A 24,503-nucleotide genomic window follows, 5' to 3' on the forward strand; every position below is an offset into this window, starting at 1 on the left:
GGCCCGGGATGCGACGTGCATCCGTAATGACGACCCGACCGTATCGGAGTACTCCCCTTGGTTTCTCCAGGCTAGGAGACGACCCTTTGCGGTTCCTGTGGGTTCGCCTGGAACGGCGTGGCTCGGTCGAGTGGGGCTCCTCCGCGGGCGCGCCGGTGCAGCGCGCCCGCGGAGGCCGCCGTCAGTTCAGGGTGAACGTGACCGTCTTCGTGTTGCCCGCCACGTCCCTGACCACCATCGTGTTCAGTCCGGCTACCGCACCGAACACCCCGGGCTTCAGGAAGTTCACGTCGGACCAATGGTTGTCGACGAGGTCCTTCATGACGCCGTTGATCGTGACGGACGCGACCTTGCCCGCGTCGAAGAGCTTGTAGCTCACCCGGTCGTACGCGCCGTCGGCACCCACCGTGAAGGAGGCGCCTTCCTTGATCGTCGCGGTCGGCGCGGTCGTGTCCCCGGGTGCTGCCGCCTGGCCCAGTGCGACCCGGTCGACGACCCAGAATGCGCTGTTGGTGCCGGTGTAGTGGAAGCGGAACTGCGCGGTGCGCGCCCCGGCCGGAACGTCGAACGCGAGCTGCTCGTTCGCGTTCGTGTTCGCGGTGTACGCCTTCAGCGACTGCGGCTGGCCGCCGTCGAAGCTCACGAGCACCTCTGCTGACTGCGGGCCGTCGATGAAGTAGTTCGTGGCGTACGACAGGGTCGCCGTCTTCGCGCCGGTGAGCGGGAATGCCGGGCTCACGAGCGTCGAGTCGAACGCCCCGGCGGAGTGCGCCTTGTCGTCCCACTCGTCGGAGTCGGCCACCGCGAAGACGTCGCGAGCACGCACCGAGGTCTCCCGACGTTGGCCGAGTTCGACATTCGTCCAGAAGTCGTCGGTCGCGAAGGACCAGCCGGACCACTCCTTCACACCACCCGCCGGCATGCGCGAGTTGTCGATGCTCCACCCCTCGGGCGCCGCATGGGTCCAGCCGAGCACGTCCGCCCCCGGGCGCGTCTCGTCGGCGCGCGTCTGCAGCGAAGGCCGCAGCGAGTCGAAGGCATCGGGTTTGAGCGACGGCACCGCCGTACCGTCGAGCTTCCACGTCGGGTCGGCGGCGATGCCGACTGCGGAGAGCACGGTAGGCGCGATATCGGAGATCTTCACATCGTGACGCACACCGGGCTCGATCCCGGGTCCTGCGGCGACCACGAACACCTCGCGCTCCGCCGGGCTGCTGCCGCCGTGTCCGCCCGTCGGGGTGTGGCCGTGGTCGGCGGTCACGACGACCAGCCATTCCTCGTCGTCCGGCCGGGCCTCGACGGCGGCGAGGATCTGCCCGAGCTCCCCGTCTGCCTTCGCCAGTGCGCGTCCGTATGCGGCGGCATTCGTTCCTCCGCTGTGGCCGGCACCGTCGACCTCGTCGAGGTGCACGAACACGTCGTCCGCCCCTGCGGCGATCGTCTCGACGGCCTTGGCCGTCGTGCCGACATCGCTGCCACCCTGGACACGCGAGTCCACGGCTGAACCGAACACCGTGGTCGCGATCGGAGCCCAGGTGGCGACGACGGCCGTGGAGCGCGCCGGTCGGGAAGCCTCGATGCGTGTGAGGTAGTCGGGGTACAGGTCGTAACGCGGCGAGGAGAAGTTGTTGTCGACCACGTTGTGCTTGTCGGGCCAGACGCCCGTCGCGATGGTCGACCAGCCGGGCCCGGAGATGGTTCCGGCCATCGGCGTTCCGTACAGGTTGCTCGACGAGACCATGCCGCGCGCCATGAGGGCGTCGAGGTTCGGCATGTCCGCGTCGTCGAGGAAGTCGAACGCAGCTCCGTCGATGCCGACGACCAGCGTCTTGACGGGCGGGGCGTCGGCGGCGACCGCGGCGGGCACCACTGAGAGGGAGGACACGAGACAGGCGGCTGCAGTTGTCACGACAACCGCTCGCTTGCGGAACGAGGACATTTGATCTCCGAGACTGTGGGGTTCACCGGCATGGGGAGGTCCATGCCCGGAGCCCAGTCTCGAACGTCGATCGCCGGCGCTCGCCCTTTCAGACGAAGGTGTCAATACAAGTTGGCACGCCGTTCACTCACGTGTGCCGACGGAGGTACTCATCTTCATGAACGCCGGGAGATGGCGGCGCTCTCGTGGGACCTCAGTCCTCGTCGATCCCGGGGAAGCCTGCGGCTTCCGCGCGGTCGATCGTGGCGAGGAGCACGTCGTCGAAAAGCGTGACGAGCACCGCACGGGTCTGGACCGCGTCGCGCGCATTCATCGCCTCACGGAGGGCGACCGCGAACGCCTCGATCTTGTCCCACTCGAATGCGTCCCGCGAGTGCTCGCCGAAGCGTCGGATCTGCGGCCCGAGCCGCTCGATGACGACTGCTCGTGCGGAGTTGCCCTCGATGCGAGCGAATCCGGTGGCGATGGCACGCAGAGCGACACCGAAGCCCGCGACGTCGCGGGACTTGACCGCCCTCGCCATGTCGTCCGCGAGGTCGGTGAGGTAAGCGACGTCGTCATCCTGGATCACGGGCATGACGTGGCGCACGGAGCCGATCCAGATGTCACCGAAGAGGTCGACGGCGTTGCGGACACGATCGAGATCGATCGGCGCCACCCGCGTGTAGCGGTTGCGCTGCATCTCGACCAGGCCGTGATCGGCCAAGCGGTCGAGCGCGTGACGGATCGGCGTCTTCGACGTGCCCAGTCGCTCGGCGAGTTCGTAGTCCCGCAGACGCTCGCCCGGACGCAGCTCGCCGCTGATGATCGCGTCCTGCAAACGGGCGTACGCCTCGTCGCTCATCGACCTGCGCTCGAGGGGTCCGCCTGAGAGTGCCAATTTTCCTCCACTGAGCTTGCAGCGACGTAGAGCCTGAAGTTCTACCTACCATGCAATGTATCGCATCCAGAGCAATGTCCCGTGTAAAACCCTCGTTCGATTGTGCGCCGATAGCTGAGAGCGCACGCAGGTTCGCGGCGTAACCTGACGCTGAACCCACCAGCGAGGGCCGCTTTCGACGACGACCGGGAATCGCTGAGGATCGGTTCGCACAACGGTGCCGCCGTCGAGGTCGGCGCCGGAGAAGAGGTCATCATGGACGGCATCCGTCCGACCATCCGCACTCGCCCGCGTGACAGCGCACCGCGTGCATCGAGCGCCTTCACCGAGTTGGCGCAGCAGGTCCGCAGTCGCGGGCTGCTGCGCCGTCGGTACGGCTACTACTGGACCAAGCTCATCGCCGCCCCCGTGCTCCTGGGCGCCTGTCTCCTCGCCTTCGTCTGGATCGGCGACACCTGGTGGCAGCTGTTCACGGCCGCCGTTCTGGCGATCGTGTTCACGCAGATCGCTTTCCTCGGGCACGATGCCGCGCACCGGCAGATCTTCGTGTCGGGTCGCTGGAACGACTGGATCAGCCTGATCCTCGGCGACCTCCTCGTCGGAATGAGCTACGGCTGGTGGCAGCACAAGCACACCCGCCACCACGCGAACCCGAACAAGCTGGGCTCCGATCCCGACATCGAACTCCCGGTGATCGCCGTCTCCGCCGAGGCCGCGGCCCGGCACCATGGCCCGGTCATCACCTGGCTGCGCGGACATCAGGGAGTGGCGTTCTTCCCGATCCTGCTCCTCGAGGGCCTGTCGCTGCACGCATCGAGCGTGCGGCGCATGTTCGCGCGCGGGCGGCTGGAACGCCGGTGGGCGGAGATCGCCTTCCTCAGCATCCGCATGATCGGCTACCTGGTGCTGGTGTTCATCGTGCTCTCCCCCGGCGTCGCGTTCGTCTTCCTCGCGGTGCAGCTGGGACTGTTCGGCTTCTACATGGGCATCGCCTTCGCCCCGAACCACAAGGGGATGCCGGTGGTGCCGAGGGAGATGACCCTCGACTTCCTCCGCCGGCAGGTGCTGATGAGTCGCAACGTCCGTGGGAGTCGCTTCCTCGACATCGCGATGGGCGGCCTCAACTATCAGGTCGAACACCACCTGTTCCCGTCGATGCCGCGCCCGCACCTGCGCCGCGCCGCGCCTCTGATCGCCGACTACTGCCGGACCCACGGGGTGGCCTACACACAGGTCGGCTTGTTCGCCTCGTACGCGATCGTCGTGCGCTACATCAACCGCGTCGGACTCGGCGAGCGCGACGTGTTCGCCTGCCCGCTCGCGGAGCAGCGGCTCGCGATCGGGGTGCCGCTCCGATCCTGAGATTTCCGTGACCAAACCGTTGCATTCGTTATCTCGCCGTTATACAGTGATCACACGGTGAATGTTTGCTGTGGCATACACCGCATGTGATTGCAGGACACTCTTGGTGCAAGGGACAAGGGCCGGTCGGGAGCCTCTCCGACCGGCCCTTTACTGTTCCCACTATTCTGTGAGGATGACCGATCGCAAGCTCGCCCTGGAGGCCTGGGAGAGCCTGTTCCGCGCGCAGCACGAGCTGTTCACCGAGATGATGACGGACTTCGAGCACAGCGACCTGGCTCAGGCCGAGTACGACGTCCTGCTGACCGTGACCCGCTCCCCCGGCATGACCGCGCGGCTGCGAGACATCACCGCGAACATGCTGATCAGCCAGCCGAGCGTCTCGCGCCTGGTTGACCGTATGGTCACGCGCGGGCTCGTGGCGAAGTGCGCCGACCCCGACGACGGCCGCGGCGCCCTGATCCGCGCGACGGATGAAGGTGCACGGGCGTTCCGCTCGCTCGCCACCGTGCACGGACGCTCGATCGCCGACCGGATGTCGCGTCTCGACGACGACGAGCTGCGTGCGCTGCGTGACCTCGCGGAGAAGCTCCGCACCCGCTGACGCACTGCTACGACGCTCCGGCTCGTCCCCGTCGGGAGGAGATCTCGGCGTCGGGCGGAACTATTGCTGCGGAATCTCCTCCTCATCGCGAGTTCTCCGCCCATCAGGAGGCCGCGGGAACGACCCGCTTCCGTTTCTGGCAGGGTGGGGGCGTACGCCTGCACCGCCGCGGGCACGTCAGACCGCCCCCTCGGGGGGAACCAGGGAGGTCATCCATGGAGATCGCCGGAATCGTCGGCATCCTCGTCATCGTCGGTATCGCAGTCGTCGTCGCCGTCGTCCTGCTGCTCATCCTGCTGCTGTTCGCGCGCAGCTGGATCAAGGTCGCCCGAGCCGACGAGGCACTCGTCATCTCGGGGCGTAAGCAGAAGATCCAGCGCGCCGTCATCGCCGCCGACGGGACGACCAGTTCCGAGATGGCCGAATCGCCGGTCACCGTGATCGTGAACGGCAAGTCGCTGGTCAATCCGATCACGCAGCGCCACGAGATCATCTCCCTGCGCTCGCGCCAGGTCTCCCTCAACGCAGAAGCGCAGTCCCTCGACAGCGTGACGCTGAACGTCGACGGCGTCGCGATCGTGAAGATCGGCTCCGACCCCCTTTACGTCCGCCGTGCGGCCGAGCGCTTCGCCTCGCAGGACAAGGCGATCGAGCAGTTCACCACCGAGCAGCTCGAAGGCGCCCTCCGTGGAATCGTCGCCACGCTGTCGGTCGTCGAGCTGATGCGGGAGCGGAAGAAGTTCTCCGACCAGATCGCCGCCGATGTCTCGCAGGAGCTCGCGGAGCAGGGTCTGATCCTGGACTCCTTCCAGATCAAGGGCATCACCGACAAGGTCGGCTACATCCAGTCCCTCGGCGCCCCCGAGATCCAGGCGAAGCGTCAGGCCGCCGAGATCTCGCAGACCAACGCCGACCGCGCGATCAACCAGAAGAACATCGCCAATAAGGAAGCCAACCTGATCGAGCAGACCGCGCTCGACACCAACACGGCCAACTCCGACTCCGGAATCGGTCGTGCCCGCGCCGAGGCGGAGCAGGCCGAGGCCCTCGCCCGCGCCCAGGCGGAGCAGGCGGTTCTGCAGCAGCAGGCCGAGAACAAGCAGGCCCAGCTCGATGCCGACGTCAAGCGCGTCGCCGACGCGCAGCGGTATGAGGCCGAGACGCGCGCACAGGCCGAGCTCTACACGCGCGAGCGCGCCGCCGAGGCCGCCGCGATCGAGCAGGTCAAGCAGGCCGAGGCCCGCACTCGCATCGCCGAGCAGCAGGCCCAGGCCGACAAGGCCCGCGCCGATGGTGAGGCCGCGGCCGCGATCGCGAAGGCCAGCGGTGAGGCGAACGCCCTGCGTGCACAGGCCGAGGCCGAAGCCGAGGCCCGCCGACTGCGTGCCAGCGCCGAAGCCGACGCCATCCGCGCCGAGGGTGATGCCCGCGCCGCAGCCCTCGAGGCAGAAGCCAAGGCCATCGCCTCAAACCAGGACGCCTTCCTCTCGCAGCGTGTGCTCGAGGTGCTGCCGTCGATCATGGCCGAGTTCTCGAAGGGCTATGCGGCGATCGGCAACGTGTCGATCATCGGCAGCTCCGGCGAAGACGGCGCCTCCAACGTCGTCGGCGCCGACAGCGCCAAGGCACTGCGCTCGGTGTTCGACAGCGTCCACTCGGCCACCGGGCTCGACCTCGCCGGCATCATCCAGGGGCAGGCCGTCGGTCGCGGTTTCGGGGCCGGTATCGCGGAAGCCACGCCAGCGGCAACCGCGCCGCGCGTGTCGACGCCGACCACCCCACCACCGCCCGCACCGCCGGCTCCCGCAGCGGAGTAGTCGCACCTTCACGACAGCGGATGCCGCGGCCGATCTCGGTCGCGGCATCCGCTGTTTCGTCGACCAGACCGGGCAGACTGGACGGATGACGTCCGCCGCCTTCGACCTCGCCGCCATCGGCGCGGGGCTGTCGTTCGCGGCCGCGCTCGACGAGCTGTCTGCGACACTCGATGCGAGCGGATCGGTCGTCGTCACCGCCCCGCCCGGCACGGGAAAGACCACCCTCGTGCCACCGCTCCTCGCCTCGCGGAGCACCAGTCGCGTGATCGTCACCCAGCCGCGCCGGGTCGCCGCCCGCGCGGCCGCCCGGCGCCTCGCCCACCTCGACGGGTCGTCCCTCGGCTCCCGCGTGGGTTTCACCGTCCGCGGCGAGCGCTCGGCCGGGCACGAGACGCGGGTCGAGTTCGTCACGGCCGGAGTCCTCCTTCGACGGATGCTCGATGACCCGGGACTCGACGGTGTGGATGCCGTGATCCTCGACGAGGTGCACGAGCGCGCGCTCGAGACCGACCTCCTGATCGGGCTGCTTTCGGAGGTGCGCGAGCTGCGGGACGACCTCGTGGTCGTCGCCATGTCGGCCACCCTCGACGCCGCGCGCATCGCCGCCGTCATCGGCACGGACGACTCCCCGGCACCGGTCATCGACCACGATGTCCCCGCCTTCCCGCTCGCCGTGCACTGGGCTCCGAGCCCCGTGCCGCGCCTCGACGAGCGCGGAGTCACCTGGGGATTCCTCGATCACGTCGCGCGAGTCACGACATCCGCGGCCCAGGAACTGGTGCGCGAAGACCCCGAGGCGGACGTGCTGGTCTTCGCGCCGGGTGCGCGCGAGGTGTCGGAGATCGCCCGCCGCGTCCGTGATGCGACCGAGGCCTTCGATGTGCGGGAGCTGCACGGCCAGATCCCGCCGGCCGAGCAGGATGCCGTGATCCGCGGCCGCACACCGCGGGACCTTCCGCGCATCATCGTCACGACATCGCTCGCCGAGTCCTCGCTCACCGTGCCGGGGGTGCGCCTGGTCGTGGACAGCTGCCTGTCGCGGCATCCGCGGCGCGATGCCGGCCGAGGCATGACCGGCTTGGTCACCAGCGCAGCCTCTCGTTCGTCGTGCGTGCAACGCGCGGGACGCGGCACCCGTCAGGGGCCCGGTACGGTCATCCGCTGCGTCGACGAGCGCACCTACGCGGCGGCGCCCGCTCGTCCCGTGCCCGAGATCGCGGTGATCGACCTCGCGGATGCCGCGCTGCTTCTCGCCTGCTGGGGCGCCCCGAGCGGCACCGGGCTGCGGATGATCGACCCGCTGCCCGCCGAGAACCTGGCCGATGCGATCTCGGTGCTCCGTGGTCTCGGTGCGATCGACGAAGACGGTCGCGCCACCGCCGAGGGCCGTGTCCTGGCACGGATTCCGACCGATCCTCGACTGGCCCGAGCCCTTCGTGACGGCAGCCCGGTCGTCGGCAGCCGGCTCGCGGCGGAGGTCGTCGCCCTGCTGGGTGGTGACGTGCGAATCGCGGACGCCGACGTCGCCCAGGCCCTCATCGCGCTGCGAGGCGGTCGGACTCCGGAAGCCCGCCGGTGGCACGACGATGCGAACCGCCTCGAACGCATGGTCTCGGCGACACCGGGCGTCCGGTCAGACCTCGACGGAGTCGGGCTCGTGATCGCGCTGGCGTTCCCAGAAAGGATCGCGCTCCGCGTGGAGCGCACCGCCGACGGGGCGACCTTCCTGCTGGCATCTGGAACCAGGGCGGGGGTGAGGGGTTCGCTCGCCGCAGTGGAATGGCTCGCCGTCGCCGACGTCGCTCGTGCCACCGCGCGCGCGGCGGCCGGGTCCGGCGCGATCATCCGATCGGCTGCCGTGCTCACCGAAGCGCAGATGGAGCACGCCGCGAGCCACCTGATGACCGACCGCGTCGAGGCGGAGTTCGTCGGAGGTCGCGTCCATGCCCGACGCGAACGGCGTATCGGCGCCATCCTTCGGTCCGCTGCCCCCGTGAAAGCGTCGGCTCAGGAGGGCCGCGACGCCGTGCGCCGAGCCCTCCGCCGCGACGGGCTCGGCATGTTCGCCTGGTCCGACACCGCAGACGCGCTGCGCCGGAGACTGGCACTGCTGCGACGAGAGCTCGGCGACCCGTGGCCCGATGTCTCGGACGCCGGGCTGGTCGACTCCCTCGACGCGTGGCTGGCGCCCGAGCTCGATCGCCTGGCATCCGGCACCCCCGCGGCACGGCTGGAGCTGTCAGCGCCGCTTCGCCGTCTGCTGCCGTGGCCCGACGCAGCGCGCCTCGACGAGCTCGCACCGGAGCGCCTCGAAGTGCCCAGCGGATCCCGCATCCGCATCGCCTACCCGGAGCCCGACGGTGACCCGCACGCGCGGCCGGTCGTCGCCGTGAAGCTGCAGGAGTGCTTCGGGTGGGCCGCGACTCCGCGGCTCGTCGACGGCCGGGTGCCCGTCCTCTTCCACCTGCTGTCCCCCGCGGGGCGTCCGCTCGCGGTCACCGACGACCTCGCCTCGTTCTGGTCCGGTCCCTACAGCCAGGTGCGCGCCGAGATGCGTGGGCGCTACCCCCGGCATCCGTGGCCCGAAGACCCGTGGGCCGCCGCGCCGACGAAGCACACCAAGAACCGCGCGGCGCGCTGAGCCGCGACCGGAGTCTGAGACTCAGCGCGTGCGCCGCCGCAGCGTCAGCGACGCGAGCACGAGGGCGCCCACCGCGAAGGCCATGACGATCAGCAGCGGACCGAACACCTCCCCGCCCTCGTCACCCGCGGCCACCGCGTTGATCGCGTCGATCGCGTGACTCAGCGGGAGCCAGTCCGAGATGGCGTACAGCACATCCGGCATCTGATCGCGCGGCATGAACAGGCCGCCGAGGATGATCTGCGGGAACACCAGCAGCGGCATGAACTGCACCGCCTGGAACTCGGTCTGCGCGAACGCACTGGCGAGCAGCCCGAGCGCCGTGCCGAGCAGAGCGTCGACCACCGCGACGAGCCCCAGCTGCCACAGCGGCCCGTCGACGTCGAGCCCGCACACCCCGACCGCGAACGACACCGTGATCACTGCCTGCAGCAGGGCCATCAGCCCGAAGGCGAGTGCGTAGCCGAGGATGAAGTCCGCTTTCTCGAGCGGTGTCGTCATCAGGCGCTCGAGGGTTCCCGACCGGCGCTCGCGCAGGGTGGTGATCGACGTGATCAGGAACATCACGATGAACGGGAACAGCGCCAGGATCGCGCCGCCGAACTGGTCGAAGACACCCTCCTGGTCGCTGAACAGCCAGGCGAAGAGGCCGACCAGCAGACTCGGTGCGACGAGCATCAGCGCGATCGACCGCGGATCGTGCCGCAGCTGCGCGAGCACGCGCCCCGCGGTGGCGAGCATCCGGCGGCCGTTCATTCTGTGTTCCCCTCGCGGTGCTCCCGTGCCTCGCGGCGTGATCGCGGGGTGCCCGCGTCGCCGTTGCGGTCCCGCTCTATCAGCGCCAGGAACGCGGACTCGGCATCGGTCGTGCCGGTGTCGGCCAGGAGCGACGACGGCGTGGTGTCGGCGATGATCCGCCCTTCCCGCATCAGGAGCAGCCGGTCGCAGCGGACCGCCTCGTCCATGACGTGGCTGGAGACGACGAGCGTCACTCCGCGGTCGGCGAGACCTCGGAACAACGCCCACAGCTCGGCGCGCAGCACGGGGTCGAGCCCGACGGTCGGTTCGTCGAGCACGACCAGCTCGGGCGAGCCGATGAGCGCGACCGCGAGCGACACGCGCGTCGCCTGGCCGCCGCTGAGCGCGTCGACGAGCTGCCCCGCCTGGGCCCGCAGCCCGACCTCATCGATGACCCGGTCGACGTCCCCCTTCGGCGCCTTCAGCAGCGAGGCGAAGTACGAGAGGTTCTGGCGCACGCTGAGGTCGCCGTACACTGCGGCCCCTTGCGTGCCGTAGGCGACGCGGTGGCGGAGCTGCCGGGAGCCGCCGGGCTCCCCGAGAACCGTGACGTCTCCCCCGGCGATCCGCTGCACGCCGACGATCGAGCGCATGAGGGTGGTCTTGCCGCATCCCGACGGCCCGAGCAGACCCGTGATCTGTCCGCGCGGGATCGTGAGGTCGATCCCGTCGAAGACCTGCACTGCTCCACGGTGCACGCGCAGCTGGGCGATCTCGACGGCCGAGTTATTCATCATGTGATGAATTATGCGCCCGCAGATCTATCGCGTCAACGGGATACGCGGGGGTCGCACCCCCGCCCGTGCCCACACCCCCGCCCAACTTCGGAGATCGGAGCCGACACGCCGGCTGGTCGACCGCCAGCCCCGCGTGTCGGCCCCGGGGAATCCGAAGTTGTGTCGGCAGATGCCGGGAGACGGCGGATGCCCGGGGGGGGGGATGCCGGGGGGAGGGCAGATGCCGGGAGACGGCGGATGCCGGGGGAGGGCGGATGTTGGGGGGGATTCCGGGGCCGGCGCGGCGGATCCCGGGGCTGGTCAGTCGAAGAGGTAGCGCTGCACGGTCGGGCCGACGCGGGTGACGAGCTCGTCGACCGACGCCGCGGCGAGCGCGGGGAGCCGCAGCACGTACCGCGCGATCAGCATCCCGGCGATCTGCGACGCCACGAGCGATGCCCGTAGATCGGCGTCATCGGCCTCGAGGCTGCGGGCGACACGGGAGAGCAGTTCGCGCGAGAGGAACCCCGCCAGCAACGGGGTCGTCAGCCGGCTCCCCAGGGCGGTGCGGATCAGCATGACTCCCCGTCGACGCACCTCCGGCTGCTCGAACGCCTCGAGCACGTAGCGGATCAGCCGCTCACCGACCTCCTCACGCGGACCCGCGAGGATCTTCGGCACGTCGACGTCGGGTCGCAGCGGGATGCCCACAGCCTCCGCGAAGAGATCGGCCTTGGTGCCGAAGTAGTGGTGCACGAGTGCCGAGTCCACGCCGGCTCTGGCGGCGATGGAGCGGACCGTCGCCCCGTCGTACCCCTTCTCGGCGAAGTCGTCGACCGCCGACGCGATGATGCGCGCCCTCGAGTCGGAGCCGCCCCGGGGGCGCCCTCGCCGGCGCGGCGCCTTCTGCTCGGTCATGACCGCCAGCCTATGACGCGTGCCGACGGCGCGGGTCCGACCCTCAGTCGAGCAGATGACGCAGGTAGCGCGTCGGATGCTCGAGGAACGAGCGCCAGTGGTTCACGATCTCGAGGTCGCCCCACTCGGCCGGACGGACGCCCCACTCCCCCACCTCGAGGATCTTCGCGCCGGGCAGGGCCGCGAGCACCGGCGAGTGCGTCGCGCACAGCACCTGGCCGCCTTCGTCGGCGATGCGTCGGAGCACCGCGATCAGGGCGAGCGTCGAGTTGAACGACAGCGCCGCCTCGGGCTCATCGAGACAGTAGAAGCCGGGCTCGTCGAATCGGCTCTCCAGCAGAGCGAGGAACGATTCGCCGTGGCTCATCTCGTGGAACGCGACATCGCCGCGGGGTGAGGGGTTCTCTTCCAGGTAGGTGTAGAAGGAGTGCATCGTCTCGGCGCGGAGGAAGAAGCCCCACCGGTTCGCTCCCACGCCCCGCTGCAGCCGCAGCCAGTCCGACAGCGGAGACTCGGTCGCGCGCGTGGTGTGCCGCGCCTGCCGAGAACCGCCCTCCGGAGAGAGCCCGTAGGCGAGCGCGACCCCTTCGACGAGGGTGGACTTGCCGCTGCCGTTCTCACCCACGAGGAACGTGACCCCGGGGTCGAGGTCGATCCCCTCCCGCAGCACCTGGGCGACGGCGGGAATGTTCGTCGGCCATCCCGCTCCGGGCGTCGGTGCGTCGTCGTTCGGGCGCACCGCCACGACCGGCTGCTGCCGCCGTTGCCGAGAGGTCGGCTCCCAGAACGCATCCATCGTGATCCCTCCGCGCACTTCTCGTGGAGGTTACCGGCATCCGCCGACACGGGGTCGCGCGAGCGCGGTCAGCACTCGATGACGTTGACCGCGAGGCCGCCCTCGCTGGTCTCCTTGTACTTGGTCGACATGTCGGCACCCGTCTGGCGCATCGTCTCGACGACGGCATCCAGCGAGACGTAGTGGCTGCCGTCTCCGCGCAGTGCGAGACGAGCGGCCGTGACCGCCGTCGATGCCGCGATCGCGTTGCGTTCGATGCAGGGGATCTGCACGAGACCGCCGATCGGGTCGCAGGTGAGCCCCAGATGGTGTTCCATCGCGATCTCGGCGGCGTTCTCGATTTGACGATTTGTACCGCCCATCACCGCGGTGAGTCCACCGGCCGCCATCGCGCAGGCCGAGCCGACCTCGGCCTGGCACCCGCCCTCGGCTCCCGAGATCGACGCGTTCGCCTTGAACAGCGATCCGAGCGCGGTCGCGGTCAGCAGGAAGCGTCGGATGCCGCGGCGGCGGTTGGCCTCGGCGGTCTGCTCCTCGTCGAGGTCGCTCGCGGCATCCAGAGCCCGCACGTCCGGCTCGAACCCCAGCAGCGCACTGCCGACCAGCTCGCCGTACGGGGTGACGGCATTCCCCGCACCGAGCCCCGAGTCGGCGAGGAACCGCCACCAGTACATGGCGACGGCGGGGAGGATGCCGGCGGCACCGTTCGTCGGCGCGGTCACGACTCGTCCGCCCGCCGCGTTCTCTTCATTGACGGCCAGCGCGAAGGCGCCGAGCCATTCGCCCGGCAGCTCACGATGCCCGTCGGCCTCGACCGCTTCGAGCTGGCCGCGGATCACTCCGGCCCGCCGCTTGACCTTGAGGATGCCGGGAAGCGTGCCGTCGGCGTGCAGGCCGGCCTCGACGCATCCCGACATCGCGTCCCAGATCGCGTCGAGCCCGGCCGCGACCTCCTCCTCGCCGCGGAGCGAGGTCTCGTTGAGCCGCGCGACCTCGGCGATCGACAGTCCGTTCTCGTCGCAGAGGGCCAACAGCGAGGCCGCATCCGCATACGCGTAGGGGAACCCCGCGGTCGCGAGCGTCGCGTCCTCCCCGTCCCTGCGGATGAAGCCGCCGCCGACCGAGTAGTAGGTCTCCTGGGCGACGATCCGCCCCTCGGGATCCCACGCCGTGATCGTCATGGCGTTGGGGTGCCCCGGCAGCCGGGTGCGCGGCGCGAACACGATGTCGTCCTTCGCGAACGGGACGTCGTGGATGCCGTCGATCGACAGCCCGCCACCCGCGGGGAAGTCCGTCCACGCCGACCTCACGTCGGCGGGATCGCACGTCTCCGGTGCGAGTCCGCGGAGCCCGGCGACGACGGCATCCGGTGTGCCGTGGCCTATGCCGGTCGCACCGAGCGATCCGTACAGCGTGCTGCCGATGCGCGCCACATGGGCGAGGGTGCCGGTCGCGGTGAGCCGTCGCGCGAAGTCGAGGGCCGCTCGCATCGGTCCGACCGTATGGGAGCTCGAAGGCCCCACTCCGATGGAGAAGAGGTCGAAAGCCGAGACGTACGCAGTCACCCCTCCAGGCTACGCCGCATCCGCGTCCTCGGTTCACCTCGATTAACTCGGCGCCGCGTCAAGCCCCTTCAGTCACATCAGCCGACGAGGCATGCTGAGCGCACGACACCATGAAAGGGGCCATCATGACGAACGCCACTCCCGGACAGGATCCCTCCGACGAACTCTCGCCCGAGGCGCAGACCCCGACCCCCACTCCGGCCTCCGACACGAGCGAGGGCGAGGCGACGACGCCCGACCAGGCCGAATCGCCCGAAGACGCCGACCCGAGCGAGGTGCCCAGCACCGAGGAGCTCGAGGAGCCGAGCACCGAGAAGGACCCGGGCCAAGAGCCGAAGGCCCCGAAGCGCGAAGAGCCCGAGCCCGACCACGAGGCCGTCGGCATCGGCGTGATCGACACCGAGGACCCGCAGTCCGACTGAGCACCTCGCTGAGACCCCGGGCTACCGCCGAGACCCCGCCCTGCAGACATCAGCAGGGCGGGGTCTCGGCGCGAAGTCGGGGTCTCGGCGGACCTACTCGACGAGCTTGCCCTCGGTGTCGACCTCACGCATGAGCTCGGCGATCTCGGGCGAGATCTCGGGAATCTCCTCACGCGTGACGCCCGCGGTCGGCGACCACACCAGGTTCACCTGCAGGGTCGGGTCAGTGTCGGGGAAGTCGCTGCGGTTGTGGCATCCGCGGGTCTCCCGACGCTCCAGCGCGGCCTCGAGCGTGGCACGAGCGGCGAGCGCCGAGGCCTTGAGGTCGAACGCGTGGGCGAGGTCCTGGAACCCGGCGATGTCCGGGTGGATCCCCACGTCTTCCATGCGCCCCTCGATCATGTCGAGGTCGGCGAGTCCGGCGCGCAGCCCGTCTTCCGAGCGGACGACCCCGGCGTACTCGGTCATGAGGTTGCGGATGGCACGCTGCAGGGCGCGGACGTTCTCGCGCCCTTCCGCGGCGAGAAGATCGTCGATCTCGGCCCGTGCCGCAGCGACCGCCTCCGCCGACCGGCGCTGCGCGTCGAGACCGGCCGCGTGCTCCATGGCCGCCTGCCCGACGATGCGCCCGTACACCAGCAGTTCGATGAGCGAGTTGCCGCCGAGCCGGTTCGCGCCGTGCAGTCCGCTCGAGGCCTCGCCGATCGCGTACAGCCCCTCGACGTCGGTCTGGTGATCCTCCGGACGCACCCAGACCCCACCCATCGAGTAGTGCGCGGTGGGCGCGATCTCGATCGGGTCGGTGGTGATGTCGAGCATCTGCAGCTCCATCATCGTCTGGTAGACGCGCGGCAGCCGGGTCATGATCGTCTCGCGCGGCAGGTGCGACACGTCGAGCCAGACGCCGCCGTTCTCGGTGCCGCGTCCTTCCTTGATCTCGGTGTACGCGGCGAGCGCGACGCGGTCGCGGGTCGACAGCTCCATGCGCTCGGGGTCGTACTTCTCCATGAACCGCTCACCGAGGGCGTTGCGGAGGATGCCGCCTTCCCCGCGTGCCGCCTCGGAGATCAAGGTGCCGGCGGCGTTCTCCGGCTCGATGATTCCCGACGGATGGAACTGCACGAGCTCCGGGTCGCGCAGGCGTGCGCCGGCGTCGACCGCGAGACGGAAGGAGTCGCCGGTGTTCTCGTCGCGACGGGAGGACGTGCGGCGCCAGATGCGGTTGTGCCCGCCGGCCGCGAGGATCACGGCATCCGCGTGGATCAGGTAGCGGGTGCCGTCGGCCTGGTCGAAGCCGTAGGCACCGAACACGACGTTGTCGCGCACGAGCAGCCGGGTGATGTAGACGTGATCGAGGATCGGGACCTCGAGCTGCTCGGCCTTGCGCACGAGGGTGCGCTGGATCTCGAGGCCGGTGTAGTCGCCGGCGAACGCCGTGCGGCGGAAGGTGTGCGCGCCGAAGAACCGCTGCGAGATGCGGCCGTCGTCTTCGCGGGCGAAGTCCATGCCCCAGCGCTCGAGGTCGCGGATGCCGCGCTCGGCGCCCTGGGTGACGATCTCGACCGTGTGCGGGTTGGCGAGCAGGTAGCTCTCCTTGATGGTGTCGGCCGCGTGCTGCTGCCAGCTGTCCTCCGCGTCCATGGTGCCCAGTGCCGCGTTGATGCCGCCGGCGGCAAGGGAGGTGTGCGCGTCCTGACGCGGGCGCTTGCCGACGGCGAGCACGTCGACGCCGTGTTCGGCGATCTCGATCGCCGCGCGGAGGCCGGAGCCGCCGGTTCCGATGACGAGGACGGTGGTGGATATCTGACGTTCGGGGGTAGACATACGATTCACGCTAATTAGGCGACCCTAATAACTCCAATGCATAGTTCGAGTGGAAACGATGCCGGTAGGCTATGGCCATGAACCTCGAGCAGCTCCGCGGGTTCGTCGAGGTCGCACGCCTCGGACACTTCACCCGCGCCTCCGAGCACCTGCACCTGGCACAGCCGTCGCTGAGCCGCCAGATCTCGACCCTCGAGCGCGAACTCGGCGCCGAACTGTTCCACCGCGCACGCGGCCACATCGCGCTCACCGCCGCAGGAGAGACCCTCCTCCCCCGCGCACAGCGCATGCTCGCCGAAGCCGACGCCATCCGCGACGAGATGGGAGAGCTGGCCGGCCTTCGCCGTGGACGTGTGCGGCTGGGCGCGCCGCCGACCCTCTGCATCAGCCTCGTCGCCGAGGCGATCAGCGTGTTCCATTCGAGCCACCCCGGCGTCGATCTGCATCTGACCGAGAGCGGATCCCGTCGACTCGTCGAGCAGTTGGCCGTGGGCGCCGTCGACATCGCCCTCATCACCGAATCCGACGGTCCACCGCCGTCGGGCTTCAGCCTCACGCGCATGCCGCTGCTCGCCGAAGAGCTCGTCGTCATCTCGGCCGCGACAGAGCCGCCCGTCTCGACCATGCCCGCGATGAGCCTCGCCCACCTGGCCACACTCCCGCTCATCGCCCTCGACGAGACGTACGAACTCCGCGCGACCACCGACGCCGCCTTCCGCGCGGAGGGCCTCGTGCCCACCCACGTGCTCGAGGGGGCCGAAATGGATGCCGTGCTGCGCTTCGTCGAGCGTGGTGTCGGCGTCGCGGTGGTGCCGGCGATGGTGCTGCTCGATCGTCCCGCGCTGCGGTCGGTCCGACTGACGCACCCGATGATGACCCGCACCGTGAGCCTCGCCCACCGGGCGGACGTCACTCCCGCGGTCGCAGTCGCGGCCATCCGCGAGGTCATCGTGGCCACGGCCGCGGAGGTCGCCCGTCGCGACCCCGCGATCACGAGCCTGCTCTGAGCGGAGCCTCACCAGCAGTCGCGACAAAGCGGCCCGGATACAGCAGAATCCCCGCCGCTTTCGCGACGGGGATTCTGTACTGTCTCAACACAGTGTGCGCCCGAAGGGACTCGAACCCCTAACCTTCTGATCCGTAGTCAGATGCTCTATCCATTGAGCTACGGGCGCCCAGCCCGCTCAGCGGGCCGTGGAACAGCCTACAACAGTCCTGACGCGAAAGCGAAACGAGCGCTCAGTCGCTCGCCGCCTCGGCTTTCTGCTGCTTCTTGCGCCGCTTGGCCTTCGCACGCTGCTCGGACGAGAGCGCCTGCAGGTCGACGAGTCGCAGGGCCTGCATGCGTGCTTCGCGCATGCGGTTGTAGTCGGGATCCTGATCGGGACGCATGCCCTCGACCCGCAGTCGACGGTCGAGATTGTGGCGCACGTCGGCCCAGGCGGCGTCGCGCGCCTCTTCGACGATCTGCGCCAGACGTTCCCGGTCTTCCATCATCTCGCGCAGGCGCTGGCCGACCCCGGTGGACTGCTTGGCCCGGCGGCGCAGGTTTCGCACATCGCGGTCGCGGTAGTCGTGCGTGCCCACGGGATCGGAGTGTCTGCCCCTCGCCCGCTTGCGCAGCGCGGTGACGTTGGCGGCCGCCTCTTCCGACTCCTCGGCCATCGCGCGCAGCGCCTCCCGCGCGTCGTCGATGTACTTCTCCATGTCGAAGACGCCGTCTTCGGCGATGGTGCCGATGAGGATGTGATTCTTCACCGCGAGGCGCGCGGCAGCCGTCGCGATCGCGACACCTTCGGCGATGGCATCCGCTGTCCGTCCCACCGGCACCTCCTCTCCACGAGCGTACCGGTATCACTGGGGCCCGGTGTCGGCCAGAATGGTTCCGGATCAGCATGCCCCACCCCTCCGACATCCGCCCCCCACGGCCCCGGATCGCGCACCGCAGGAGACTCATGAAACACCTCGATCTCGCCGGCAGCACCACCGTGATCACGGGGGCGGCGAACGGCATGGGCGCCGACATCGCCCGACTGCTGGCGGCCCGCGGCACGCACCTCGCGCTGATCGATCACGACGGCGCCGCGCTCGCGACCATCGCTGCGGAACTGGGCGGCTCGACGGTCACCACGCACGTGGTCGATCTCCGCGACGACGACGCCGTGTTCGCCGCAGCCGACGAGATCACCTCGGCGCATCCGCGGATCAACGCGCTGATCACCTGCGCGGGCTCGTCGATGCTCGGGAACCTCGACCAGCTCACGATGGAGGAGATGCGCTGGCTCACCGACGTGAACCTCTGGGGCACGGTGTCGATCACCAAGGCGCTGCTCCCTGCCCTGCGCGCCGCACCCGCCGCACACATCACCCACTTCGCGAGCGTGTACGCGCTTGCCGCTCCGGCGGGGCGCATCCCCTACGCGATGAGCAAGTTCGCCGTGCGGGGGTTTTCCGAGGCGCTGCGGCACGAGCTGGAGGGCACCACCGTCAGCGTCGGCGCCGTCTACCCGGCCGGCGTCCGCACCGGCATCATCCTGCACGGCCGCTACGCCGCGGCGATCGATCCGGACGTCGCCGCTCGTGCCGCCGCGGCACAGGCCGCGATGTACCACACCGATCCGGCGGATGCCGCGGCCCGGATCGTCCGAGCGACCGAGCGAAGGGCTGCGCGCACGATGGTCGGACGTGAGGCACGGCTGATCGACGTGCTCACGCGCATCGCCCCGTCGTCGTACTGGCGCGTGATGCGGCGGCCGCTGCGCGCGGCCGTCGACACGACCACGCCGGTCGCCTGACCGCACCGGGGCGGCGTCAGCGGACCGCGCCCACCCAGATGCCCGAGGCCCAGGCCTGCTGATCGCCGTTGCACCCGACCGAGCCGGGATAGCCGCGGACGACGGCCATGCAGTTGGCGAGGAACTCGGGGTCGTTGCCGAACATCGAGGCGTATGCGCTCGACGACGTGAGAGCGCCCCAGACCCGGAACTGGTAGATATGCGCGAGCTCGTGCGCCATGGCCCAGTTCAACCGACCGGCGCTCCAGTTCACGATGTCGGCGCGGTACTTGATGTAGCCGTTGCTGTTGGCGCAGGCCGGTGCGTTGCCACCCGCACACGAGGACGACTCGTACAGCCCGACACCCCCGCCGCCGACGAGGTCGAGCGCCGCCCGCACCCGCGCGTAGCCTTCGGGCCCGCTCGATGACCAGGCCGGGCCGCCCGGTCCTGCGCTCTGCGCGGCCTGCACGGAGGCGACCTGGGTGCCGACCTTCTCGGCGAGTGCGTGCACCGTGGCCGTCGCCGCGGTGACGACCGCGGGGTCGTCCGACTCGGCCAGAACGGTCTGCTGCGCCGACAGCGCGGCCGCCCGATGCGCGGCGGTGTCGACCATCCCCTCCGCGTTGTCGAAGGCACGGCTCAGCGCGGCGATCTCGGCGAAGAACGCCGGACGGACGGCGAGCACCGAGGCACGATCAGCGGTGACCTGCTCCGCCTGCTCGATCGTCGCCTGGAGATATTCGGTGCGCTGGGTGGCCGCGTGGTACTGCTGCGACAGGCTGCCGAACTCCGCCACGACCGCGATGCGCTCCCGTTCGAGGCCGTCCGCCCTCGCGAGCACTCCGGCGGAGAGCACGGTCGCCGCCGCGAGCGTGACCGCCAGCATCCGGCGCATCACCGGAGGAACCCCGTGGTGTCGCCGATCTCGGAATCCTGCTCGGCGATCTGCGACCGCAGTGCAGTGAGCTTCTGCGCGAGCTCGAGATTCTCCCCGTGGGACTCGTCCAGGGCGCGCTCGACGCGCACGATCTCCGCTTTGACGGCGGTGATGTCCGCTACCCGCTCCTGATCGGCGATCGCGACCAGCGCGACTCCCCCCAGAAGCAGCAGGCACCCGACCGCGACAGCAAGACTCCGCATCTCGCTCCCCAGAACAGCGCAACGTTTCCGGACCGACTCCGACCGGACCAATATACAACTGCACCCATCGTCGGTGTCCCCCAATGTGCGCGAGCGGGACGCCGGGGTTCAGACGAGCAGGTCGCTGCCGTCGGCGAGGCGCCGCTCCGCCGCCGACTGGCCGCTGGCGAGGTGAGCAGGAATGATGCGGCGGAGCGCCGCCGTATCGCGTGCGACCATCGCCTCGAGGATGATGCGGTGCTCGTCGGCCATGGCGAGCAGATCGTCGTGCTGTCCGAACAGCCACCGCAGACGGGTGAGGAAGACCGCGATCAGCTCCCCCAGCATCTCGTTCCCGGCGAGTTCGACCGCGACCTCGTGGAACTCCGCCGCCGCGATGCGGGCCGCCTCCGAGTCGTCGGCTTCGGCCGCCGCGAGCTCGCGCTCGTAGGCCGCCGTGATCCGGGCGATACCCGCCTCGTCGTGCCGTTCGGCGGCGAAGACGAAGATGAGTGTCTCGATGGCCTCGCGCACCTCTGCGAAGTCCTGGATGTCCCGCGGGGTGAATTCGCGCACGACCGCCCAGGTGCGAGGGCGTGCGACGACGACTCCTTCGGACACGAGGGTGCGGATGGCTTCGCGGACCGGGAGGCGGGAGACGTTCAGCTCGGCCGCGATGTCGCGCTCGACCAGACGCGACCCCGGCACCCGTCGCCCCAGCACGATGTCGTCGCGCAGGATGCGCGTGACCCTGACCGATTCGAGTTCGCCGCTTGTCCCCATAGCCCCCGCCATCTGGGCATTCTCGCATCACGGGCCGGGTTACTCAACTTTTGGTATCCCAACACGCCCGGGATGCTCCGGTCCGGGACGAGCGCGCTCGCCGCGGAGAGCGCTCGCCCCGCGGCGCTCAGGGCAGACGGTTCGCGATCGCGATGTTCGCGGTCAGCTCCTCGGCGGTCTGCCGCACGACGTACGCCGGGCGATCGCGCTCGACCCGCCACGACTCGCTGAGCGACCCGACGTTGACCGTGTCGAAGCCGGCTTCGTCGTAGAAGCGCGTCGCGAAGGCGACGGCCTCGGCGTCGTCACCGGCGGTGGCCAGCGCGCGGCGGTCCGGGGCTCCAGCCGGCTTGCCGTCGCTCGTGATCTCCGAGGCGTAGATGTGGTTGAACGCCTTCGCGATCTTCGAGTCCGGGAGCGCGCGCTGCACCAGCTCCGACGTCGTCGTCTCCCCCTTGTCGAGGGCGTCGATGCGACCGTCGCGCTCGAAGTAGTAGTTGTTCGTGTCGAGCACGATCTTGCCGGCGAGCTGTGCGGCGGGGAGCGCGTCGATCGCGCGAAGCGGGACGGTGACGACCGCGACATCCGCGGCTGCCGCGGCGTCTTCCGCCGTCGCGGCCTTCGCGCGGGGCCCGAGCTCCTCCACGAGGCCCGCGAGCGTCTCCGGCCCACGCGAGTTGGCGATCACGACGTCGTAACCGTTCGCCACCGCCACCCGCGCGACCTGGCTGCCGATGTGTCCTGCACCGATGATTCCGAGAGTTGTCATGCTGGGGGCAACGTCGAGCACACCGCACTATTCCCTTCGTGTCGTCCCGTGACCGGACATCACAGTTCGCGGAGCAGCGTCTCCTCGGTGCGCCGGTAGCCGAGGCTCTCGTACAGCTCGACGGCGGCGGAGTTGAAGCCGAACACGTGCAGGCCGACCGACTCGGCGCCGAGCCGACGGGCCTCACGTTCCGCGGCGTGCATCAACTCGCGCCCGTACCCCCTGCGGCGCTGATCCGCAGCGACCTCGATGTCGAGCACGAACGCATGCGGGCGTCCATCGCGCTCGCGCATGCCGAGCCAGAGAATGCCGACCTCGACACCGTCGACCGCGGCCGTGAAGAACTCCTGTCCCGGGGTGGCGAGTCCGTCCGGCAGCTCCTCGACCAGCTGACGGTGGGACTCCGCAGCGGCTTCCTCCGGCGAGTAGCGGCCGGATTCCACGAGGTCCTTCGCGAAACCCTCCTCGGACGCCGCGAGGAACCGGGGGAAGTAAGCGTCGGACATCGGGGCCACGACGACATGCCGCGAGACCTCACGCACCGGCACCGGCTCGAGCACCATCTGGATCGATGCGACCCCGAAGCCGCGACCGTCGAGCAGCGCATGGGCCGTGGCCGCCTGCGGGAAGACGGGTGCGCTGATCTGCGTCGCGCCCATGTCGCGCGCGATGGTCACGATCCGTGCGACCAGTTCATCGTTCTGGGTGCCGGTCAGCTCGGCCTCGACGGCGAGGTCGAGGAGGAACAGCTTCGCGCCTGCGAGCACCAGCCACAGGGTTCCGAGCTCGCGCTGTTCCGCGTCGACGATCCGCATGACCCGCGCCGTCGGCGTCGCCGCCCCGTGCGGCAGCAGCTCGTCGAGGTACTCGTCGGCGAATGCGATCGCATCATCCCCGATGCGTCTCCCCGAAGCGCGGTTGCCGTCGATGAGGCGCTGCCTCGCCGCAGCCCGCCACTCGTCGAAGCGTCCGGCGGGCAACGGCTTCAGATGCACGGGCATGCGTCCATCCTGCACCTCAGCTGCGGGTGAGGGCGTCCTCCGCGGCGACCCACGCGAGCATGGCGCACTTGACCCGCGCCACGTACTTCGACACCCCGCCGAGGGCCGCGGCGTCGCCGAGCAGCTCCTCGTCGGGCTCGATCTTGCCGCGCGAGCGCATCGCCTCGCGGAACGCCGCGATGCGCACCTCGAGCTCCTCGACGCTGAGCCCCTCGGCGAGCTCGGCGAGGAGGGAGGCGGATGCCTGCGAGATCGCGCAGCCGTGTCCCTCCCAGGCGATCGCCTCGACACCCCCGTCGGAGCCGCGGTGCACCTGCAGCGTGATCTCATCGCCGCAGGTCGGGTTCAGCTGGTGCGACTGGGCCGCGATCTCCTCGCGCAGACCGTAGCCGTGCGGGGTGCGCGAGTGGTCCAGGATCAGCTCCTGGTACAGGTTCTGCAGGTCGCTCATGCGCCCCTCCGGAAGAAGTCGATCGCCCCGGCGACGCCGTCGATCACGGCATCCACCTCGGCCTCGGTCGTGTACAGGTAGGTGCTCGCCCTGGTCGACGAGGTGACGCCCAGGCGCCGGTGCAGCGGCTGCGCGCAGTGGTGCCCGACGCGCACGGCGATGCCGAGATCGTCGAGGAACTGCCCCACATCGTGCGAGTGGATGCCGGCGACATCGAAGCTCGCGAGCCCCACACGCGGAAGATCGATGCCGGCCCCGAGCACCCGCACCCCGTCGATCGCGCTCAGTCCGTCGACGAGACGGCGTCCGAAGGCGGCCTCGTGCGCGGCGATGCGCGGCATCCCCACCTCGGTCAGATAGTCCACGGCCGCGGCGAGCGCGATGGCCTGCGACACCCGCTGCGTGCCGGCCTCGAACCGCTGCGGCGGCGGCAGGTACTCGGCTTCGGTCGTCGTGACGGTGGTGATCATCGAACCGCCCGTGAGGAACGGAGGCATCGCGGCCAGGACCTCGCGGCGCCCGTAGAGCGCCCCGATACCGGTGGGGCCGAGCATCTTGTGGCCGGACAGCACGGCGAAGTCGACGCCGAGCGCGCGCACGTCGAGCGGCAGGTGCGGTGCCGACTGGCAGGCGTCGAGCAGGGTCAGGGCGCCCACCTCGCGGGCGAGGGCGACCAGACGTTCGACCGGGTTGATCACGCCGAGCACGTTGGAGACGTGCGTGAACGCCACGAGCTTCGTCCGCGCGGTGATGAGGTCGGCAGCGGCATCGAGGCGCAGTGCTCCGTCGTCGTCGAGCGGGATGACCTTGAGCGTCGCCCCGGTGCGGGCCGCGAGCTCCTGCCACGGGATGAGGTTCGCGTGGTGCTCCATCTCGGTCGTGACGATCTCGTCGCCCTCACGCAGCCGGAGCCCCTCGGCAGCCGCTCCCCCGCGCCCGAGCGATGCGTTCGACAGCGAGTAGGCGACCAGGTTGATCGCCTCGGTCGCGTTCGAGGTCCACACGACCTCGTCGTCGTGCGCCCCGATGAAGCCCGCGACGCTGCTGCGAGCATCCTCGAACAGCTCGGTCGCCTCGGCGGCGAGCGTGTGCGCCCCGCGGTGCACGGCCGAGTTCATGGTGGTCGAGAACTCGCGCTCGGCATCCAGCACGGCCGACGGACGCTGCGACGTCGCCCCCGAGTCGAGGTACACGAGCGGGTGCCCCTGCACCTGCGTGTGCAGGATCGGGAAGTCCTCGCGGATGCGCTGCACCTCGGTCTCGCTCAGAGGGGCGATCACGTCGACACCGGAAGAAACGCTCATCGTTCCAGTTTCCCACC

At 69.8% G+C, this 24,503-nt stretch carries 23 protein-coding genes and 1 tRNA gene; 7 read left to right on the forward strand and 17 right to left on the reverse strand.

Going from position 1 to position 24,503, the window contains the following annotated elements:
• Positions 1-181 precede the first annotated feature (181 nt).
• Positions 182-1,885: an alkaline phosphatase family protein gene (locus ACWGO6_RS14435; RefSeq protein ID WP_452327032.1), complete on the reverse strand. Its 1,704-nt coding sequence runs from the start codon at positions 1,883-1,885 to the stop codon at positions 182-184.
• A 247-nt stretch (positions 1,886-2,132) separates the two neighbouring features.
• Entirely contained in the window at positions 2,133-2,783 is a 651-nt protein-coding gene (locus ACWGO6_RS14440) for a GntR family transcriptional regulator (RefSeq protein ID WP_136043039.1), read from the reverse strand.
• A gap of 291 nt (positions 2,784-3,074) precedes the next feature.
• On the opposite strand from ACWGO6_RS14440, the gene ACWGO6_RS14445 reads away from it, so the two are divergent.
• From ACWGO6_RS14445 to hrpB, 4 genes are all read left to right on the forward strand, one after another.
• Complete coding sequence (locus tag ACWGO6_RS14445) at positions 3,075-4,181, forward strand: fatty acid desaturase family protein (RefSeq protein WP_452327033.1); 1,107 nt, start codon at positions 3,075-3,077, stop codon at positions 4,179-4,181.
• 175 nt (positions 4,182-4,356) lie between these two features.
• Positions 4,357-4,785, forward strand: coding sequence for a MarR family winged helix-turn-helix transcriptional regulator (locus ACWGO6_RS14450; RefSeq protein ID WP_136043041.1), 429 nt, complete (start codon positions 4,357-4,359; stop codon positions 4,783-4,785).
• 215 nt (positions 4,786-5,000) lie between these two features.
• Positions 5,001-6,602 carry an SPFH domain-containing protein gene (locus ACWGO6_RS14455; RefSeq protein ID WP_452327034.1) on the forward strand — a complete coding sequence of 534 codons (1,602 nt, stop codon included), beginning with the start codon at positions 5,001-5,003 and terminating at the stop codon, positions 6,600-6,602.
• A gap of 85 nt (positions 6,603-6,687) precedes the next feature.
• On the forward strand, positions 6,688-9,243 hold the full coding sequence (hrpB, locus tag ACWGO6_RS14460) for an ATP-dependent helicase HrpB (RefSeq protein WP_452327035.1): 2,556 nt from the start codon (positions 6,688-6,690) through the stop codon (positions 9,241-9,243).
• A gap of 21 nt (positions 9,244-9,264) precedes the next feature.
• Here hrpB and ACWGO6_RS14465 read toward each other — a convergent pair whose 3' ends face one another.
• From ACWGO6_RS14465 to ACWGO6_RS14485, 5 genes are all read right to left on the reverse strand, one after another.
• On the reverse strand, positions 9,265-9,999 hold the full coding sequence (locus ACWGO6_RS14465; RefSeq protein ID WP_452327036.1) for an ABC transporter permease: 735 nt from the start codon (positions 9,997-9,999) through the stop codon (positions 9,265-9,267).
• Entirely contained in the window at positions 9,996-10,778 is a 783-nt protein-coding gene (locus ACWGO6_RS14470; RefSeq protein WP_452327037.1) for an ABC transporter ATP-binding protein, read from the reverse strand. The genes ACWGO6_RS14465 and ACWGO6_RS14470 overlap by 4 nt, the downstream gene beginning before the upstream one ends.
• A gap of 300 nt (positions 10,779-11,078) precedes the next feature.
• Positions 11,079-11,675 carry a TetR/AcrR family transcriptional regulator gene (locus ACWGO6_RS14475; protein WP_136043046.1) on the reverse strand — a complete coding sequence of 199 codons (597 nt, stop codon included), beginning with the start codon at positions 11,673-11,675 and terminating at the stop codon, positions 11,079-11,081.
• A gap of 43 nt (positions 11,676-11,718) precedes the next feature.
• Positions 11,719-12,471 carry an AAA family ATPase gene (locus tag ACWGO6_RS14480; protein WP_452327038.1) on the reverse strand — a complete coding sequence of 251 codons (753 nt, stop codon included), beginning with the start codon at positions 12,469-12,471 and terminating at the stop codon, positions 11,719-11,721.
• A gap of 68 nt (positions 12,472-12,539) precedes the next feature.
• Positions 12,540-14,036: an L-serine ammonia-lyase, iron-sulfur-dependent, subunit alpha gene (locus ACWGO6_RS14485; RefSeq protein WP_452327039.1), complete on the reverse strand. Its 1,497-nt coding sequence runs from the start codon at positions 14,034-14,036 to the stop codon at positions 12,540-12,542.
• Between the two features lie 125 nt (positions 14,037-14,161).
• Here ACWGO6_RS14485 and ACWGO6_RS14490 point away from each other — a divergent pair, with 125 nt between their 5' ends.
• A complete protein-coding gene (locus ACWGO6_RS14490) occupies positions 14,162-14,458 on the forward strand; it encodes a hypothetical protein (protein ID WP_452327040.1) in 297 nt (98 codons plus the stop codon).
• Positions 14,459-14,551: 93 nt separating this feature from the next.
• Here ACWGO6_RS14490 and ACWGO6_RS14495 read toward each other — a convergent pair whose 3' ends face one another.
• Positions 14,552-16,282, reverse strand: coding sequence for an L-aspartate oxidase (locus tag ACWGO6_RS14495; RefSeq protein ID WP_376103265.1), 1,731 nt, complete (start codon positions 16,280-16,282; stop codon positions 14,552-14,554).
• 71 nt (positions 16,283-16,353) lie between these two features.
• Between ACWGO6_RS14495 and ACWGO6_RS14500 the strand changes: the two genes are divergently transcribed.
• Positions 16,354-17,289, forward strand: coding sequence for a LysR family transcriptional regulator (locus ACWGO6_RS14500; RefSeq protein WP_136043051.1), 936 nt, complete (start codon positions 16,354-16,356; stop codon positions 17,287-17,289).
• A gap of 95 nt (positions 17,290-17,384) precedes the next feature.
• Here ACWGO6_RS14500 and ACWGO6_RS14505 read toward each other — a convergent pair.
• A tRNA-Arg gene (locus tag ACWGO6_RS14505) sits at positions 17,385-17,457 on the reverse strand.
• 64 nt (positions 17,458-17,521) lie between these two features.
• Positions 17,522-18,106: an asparagine synthase gene (locus ACWGO6_RS14510; protein WP_452327041.1), complete on the reverse strand. Its 585-nt coding sequence runs from the start codon at positions 18,104-18,106 to the stop codon at positions 17,522-17,524.
• Between the two features lie 131 nt (positions 18,107-18,237).
• Here ACWGO6_RS14510 and ACWGO6_RS14515 point away from each other — a divergent pair, with 131 nt between their 5' ends.
• A complete protein-coding gene (locus tag ACWGO6_RS14515; protein ID WP_452327042.1) occupies positions 18,238-19,077 on the forward strand; it encodes an SDR family NAD(P)-dependent oxidoreductase in 840 nt (279 codons plus the stop codon).
• 16 nt (positions 19,078-19,093) lie between these two features.
• Here ACWGO6_RS14515 and ACWGO6_RS14520 read toward each other — a convergent pair whose 3' ends face one another.
• The 7 genes from ACWGO6_RS14520 to ACWGO6_RS14550 all read right to left on the reverse strand — a co-directional run bounded on the left by ACWGO6_RS14520 (position 19,094) and on the right by ACWGO6_RS14550 (position 24,486).
• Entirely contained in the window at positions 19,094-19,945 is an 852-nt protein-coding gene (locus ACWGO6_RS14520; protein ID WP_452327043.1) for a hypothetical protein, read from the reverse strand.
• 8 nt (positions 19,946-19,953) lie between these two features.
• Complete coding sequence (locus ACWGO6_RS14525; protein ID WP_136043055.1) at positions 19,954-20,199, reverse strand: hypothetical protein; 246 nt, start codon at positions 20,197-20,199, stop codon at positions 19,954-19,956.
• Positions 20,200-20,307: 108 nt separating this feature from the next.
• Entirely contained in the window at positions 20,308-20,961 is a 654-nt protein-coding gene (locus ACWGO6_RS14530; protein WP_452327044.1) for a GntR family transcriptional regulator, read from the reverse strand.
• A 127-nt stretch (positions 20,962-21,088) separates the two neighbouring features.
• On the reverse strand, positions 21,089-21,730 hold the full coding sequence (locus ACWGO6_RS14535; RefSeq protein ID WP_452327045.1) for an NADPH-dependent F420 reductase: 642 nt from the start codon (positions 21,728-21,730) through the stop codon (positions 21,089-21,091).
• 59 nt (positions 21,731-21,789) lie between these two features.
• Positions 21,790-22,731 carry an N-acetyltransferase family protein gene (locus tag ACWGO6_RS14540; protein ID WP_452327046.1) on the reverse strand — a complete coding sequence of 314 codons (942 nt, stop codon included), beginning with the start codon at positions 22,729-22,731 and terminating at the stop codon, positions 21,790-21,792.
• A 16-nt stretch (positions 22,732-22,747) separates the two neighbouring features.
• Entirely contained in the window at positions 22,748-23,182 is a 435-nt protein-coding gene (sufU, locus tag ACWGO6_RS14545; protein WP_452327047.1) for a Fe-S cluster assembly sulfur transfer protein SufU, read from the reverse strand.
• On the reverse strand, positions 23,179-24,486 hold the full coding sequence (locus ACWGO6_RS14550) for an aminotransferase class V-fold PLP-dependent enzyme (protein ID WP_452327048.1): 1,308 nt from the start codon (positions 24,484-24,486) through the stop codon (positions 23,179-23,181). Before ACWGO6_RS14550 ends, sufU begins: the two co-directional genes overlap by 4 nt.
• Positions 24,487-24,503: the final 17 nt, after the last annotated feature.

This window comes from Microbacterium sp. NPDC055665, from assembly GCF_053618035.1.

Coding starts and splice junctions, on each gene's coding strand:
- ACWGO6_RS14440 (WP_136043039.1), bottom strand. CDS start 2,783: ATGAGCGACGAGGCGTACGCCCGTTTGCAGGACGCGATCATCAGCGGC.
- ACWGO6_RS14445 (WP_452327033.1), top strand. CDS start 3,075: ATGGACGGCATCCGTCCGACCATCCGCACTCGCCCGCGTGACAGCGCA.
- ACWGO6_RS14450 (WP_136043041.1), top strand. CDS start 4,357: ATGACCGATCGCAAGCTCGCCCTGGAGGCCTGGGAGAGCCTGTTCCGC.
- ACWGO6_RS14455 (WP_452327034.1), top strand. CDS start 5,001: ATGGAGATCGCCGGAATCGTCGGCATCCTCGTCATCGTCGGTATCGCA.
- hrpB (WP_452327035.1), top strand. CDS start 6,688: ATGACGTCCGCCGCCTTCGACCTCGCCGCCATCGGCGCGGGGCTGTCG.
- ACWGO6_RS14465 (WP_452327036.1), bottom strand. CDS start 9,999: ATGAACGGCCGCCGGATGCTCGCCACCGCGGGGCGCGTGCTCGCGCAG.
- ACWGO6_RS14470 (WP_452327037.1), bottom strand. CDS start 10,778: ATGATGAATAACTCGGCCGTCGAGATCGCCCAGCTGCGCGTGCACCGT.
- ACWGO6_RS14475 (WP_136043046.1), bottom strand. CDS start 11,675: ATGACCGAGCAGAAGGCGCCGCGCCGGCGAGGGCGCCCCCGGGGCGGC.
- ACWGO6_RS14480 (WP_452327038.1), bottom strand. CDS start 12,471: ATGGATGCGTTCTGGGAGCCGACCTCTCGGCAACGGCGGCAGCAGCCG.
- ACWGO6_RS14490 (WP_452327040.1), top strand. CDS start 14,162: ATGACGAACGCCACTCCCGGACAGGATCCCTCCGACGAACTCTCGCCC.
- ACWGO6_RS14495 (WP_376103265.1), bottom strand. CDS start 16,282: ATGTCTACCCCCGAACGTCAGATATCCACCACCGTCCTCGTCATCGGA.
- ACWGO6_RS14500 (WP_136043051.1), top strand. CDS start 16,354: ATGGCCATGAACCTCGAGCAGCTCCGCGGGTTCGTCGAGGTCGCACGC.
- ACWGO6_RS14515 (WP_452327042.1), top strand. CDS start 18,238: ATGAAACACCTCGATCTCGCCGGCAGCACCACCGTGATCACGGGGGCG.
- ACWGO6_RS14520 (WP_452327043.1), bottom strand. CDS start 19,945: ATGCTGGCGGTCACGCTCGCGGCGGCGACCGTGCTCTCCGCCGGAGTG.
- ACWGO6_RS14525 (WP_136043055.1), bottom strand. CDS start 20,199: ATGCGGAGTCTTGCTGTCGCGGTCGGGTGCCTGCTGCTTCTGGGGGGA.
- ACWGO6_RS14530 (WP_452327044.1), bottom strand. CDS start 20,961: ATGGGGACAAGCGGCGAACTCGAATCGGTCAGGGTCACGCGCATCCTG.
- ACWGO6_RS14535 (WP_452327045.1), bottom strand. CDS start 21,730: ATGACAACTCTCGGAATCATCGGTGCAGGACACATCGGCAGCCAGGTC.
- ACWGO6_RS14540 (WP_452327046.1), bottom strand. CDS start 22,731: ATGCCCGTGCATCTGAAGCCGTTGCCCGCCGGACGCTTCGACGAGTGG.
- sufU (WP_452327047.1), bottom strand. CDS start 23,182: ATGAGCGACCTGCAGAACCTGTACCAGGAGCTGATCCTGGACCACTCG.
- ACWGO6_RS14550 (WP_452327048.1), bottom strand. CDS start 24,486: ATGAGCGTTTCTTCCGGTGTCGACGTGATCGCCCCTCTGAGCGAGACC.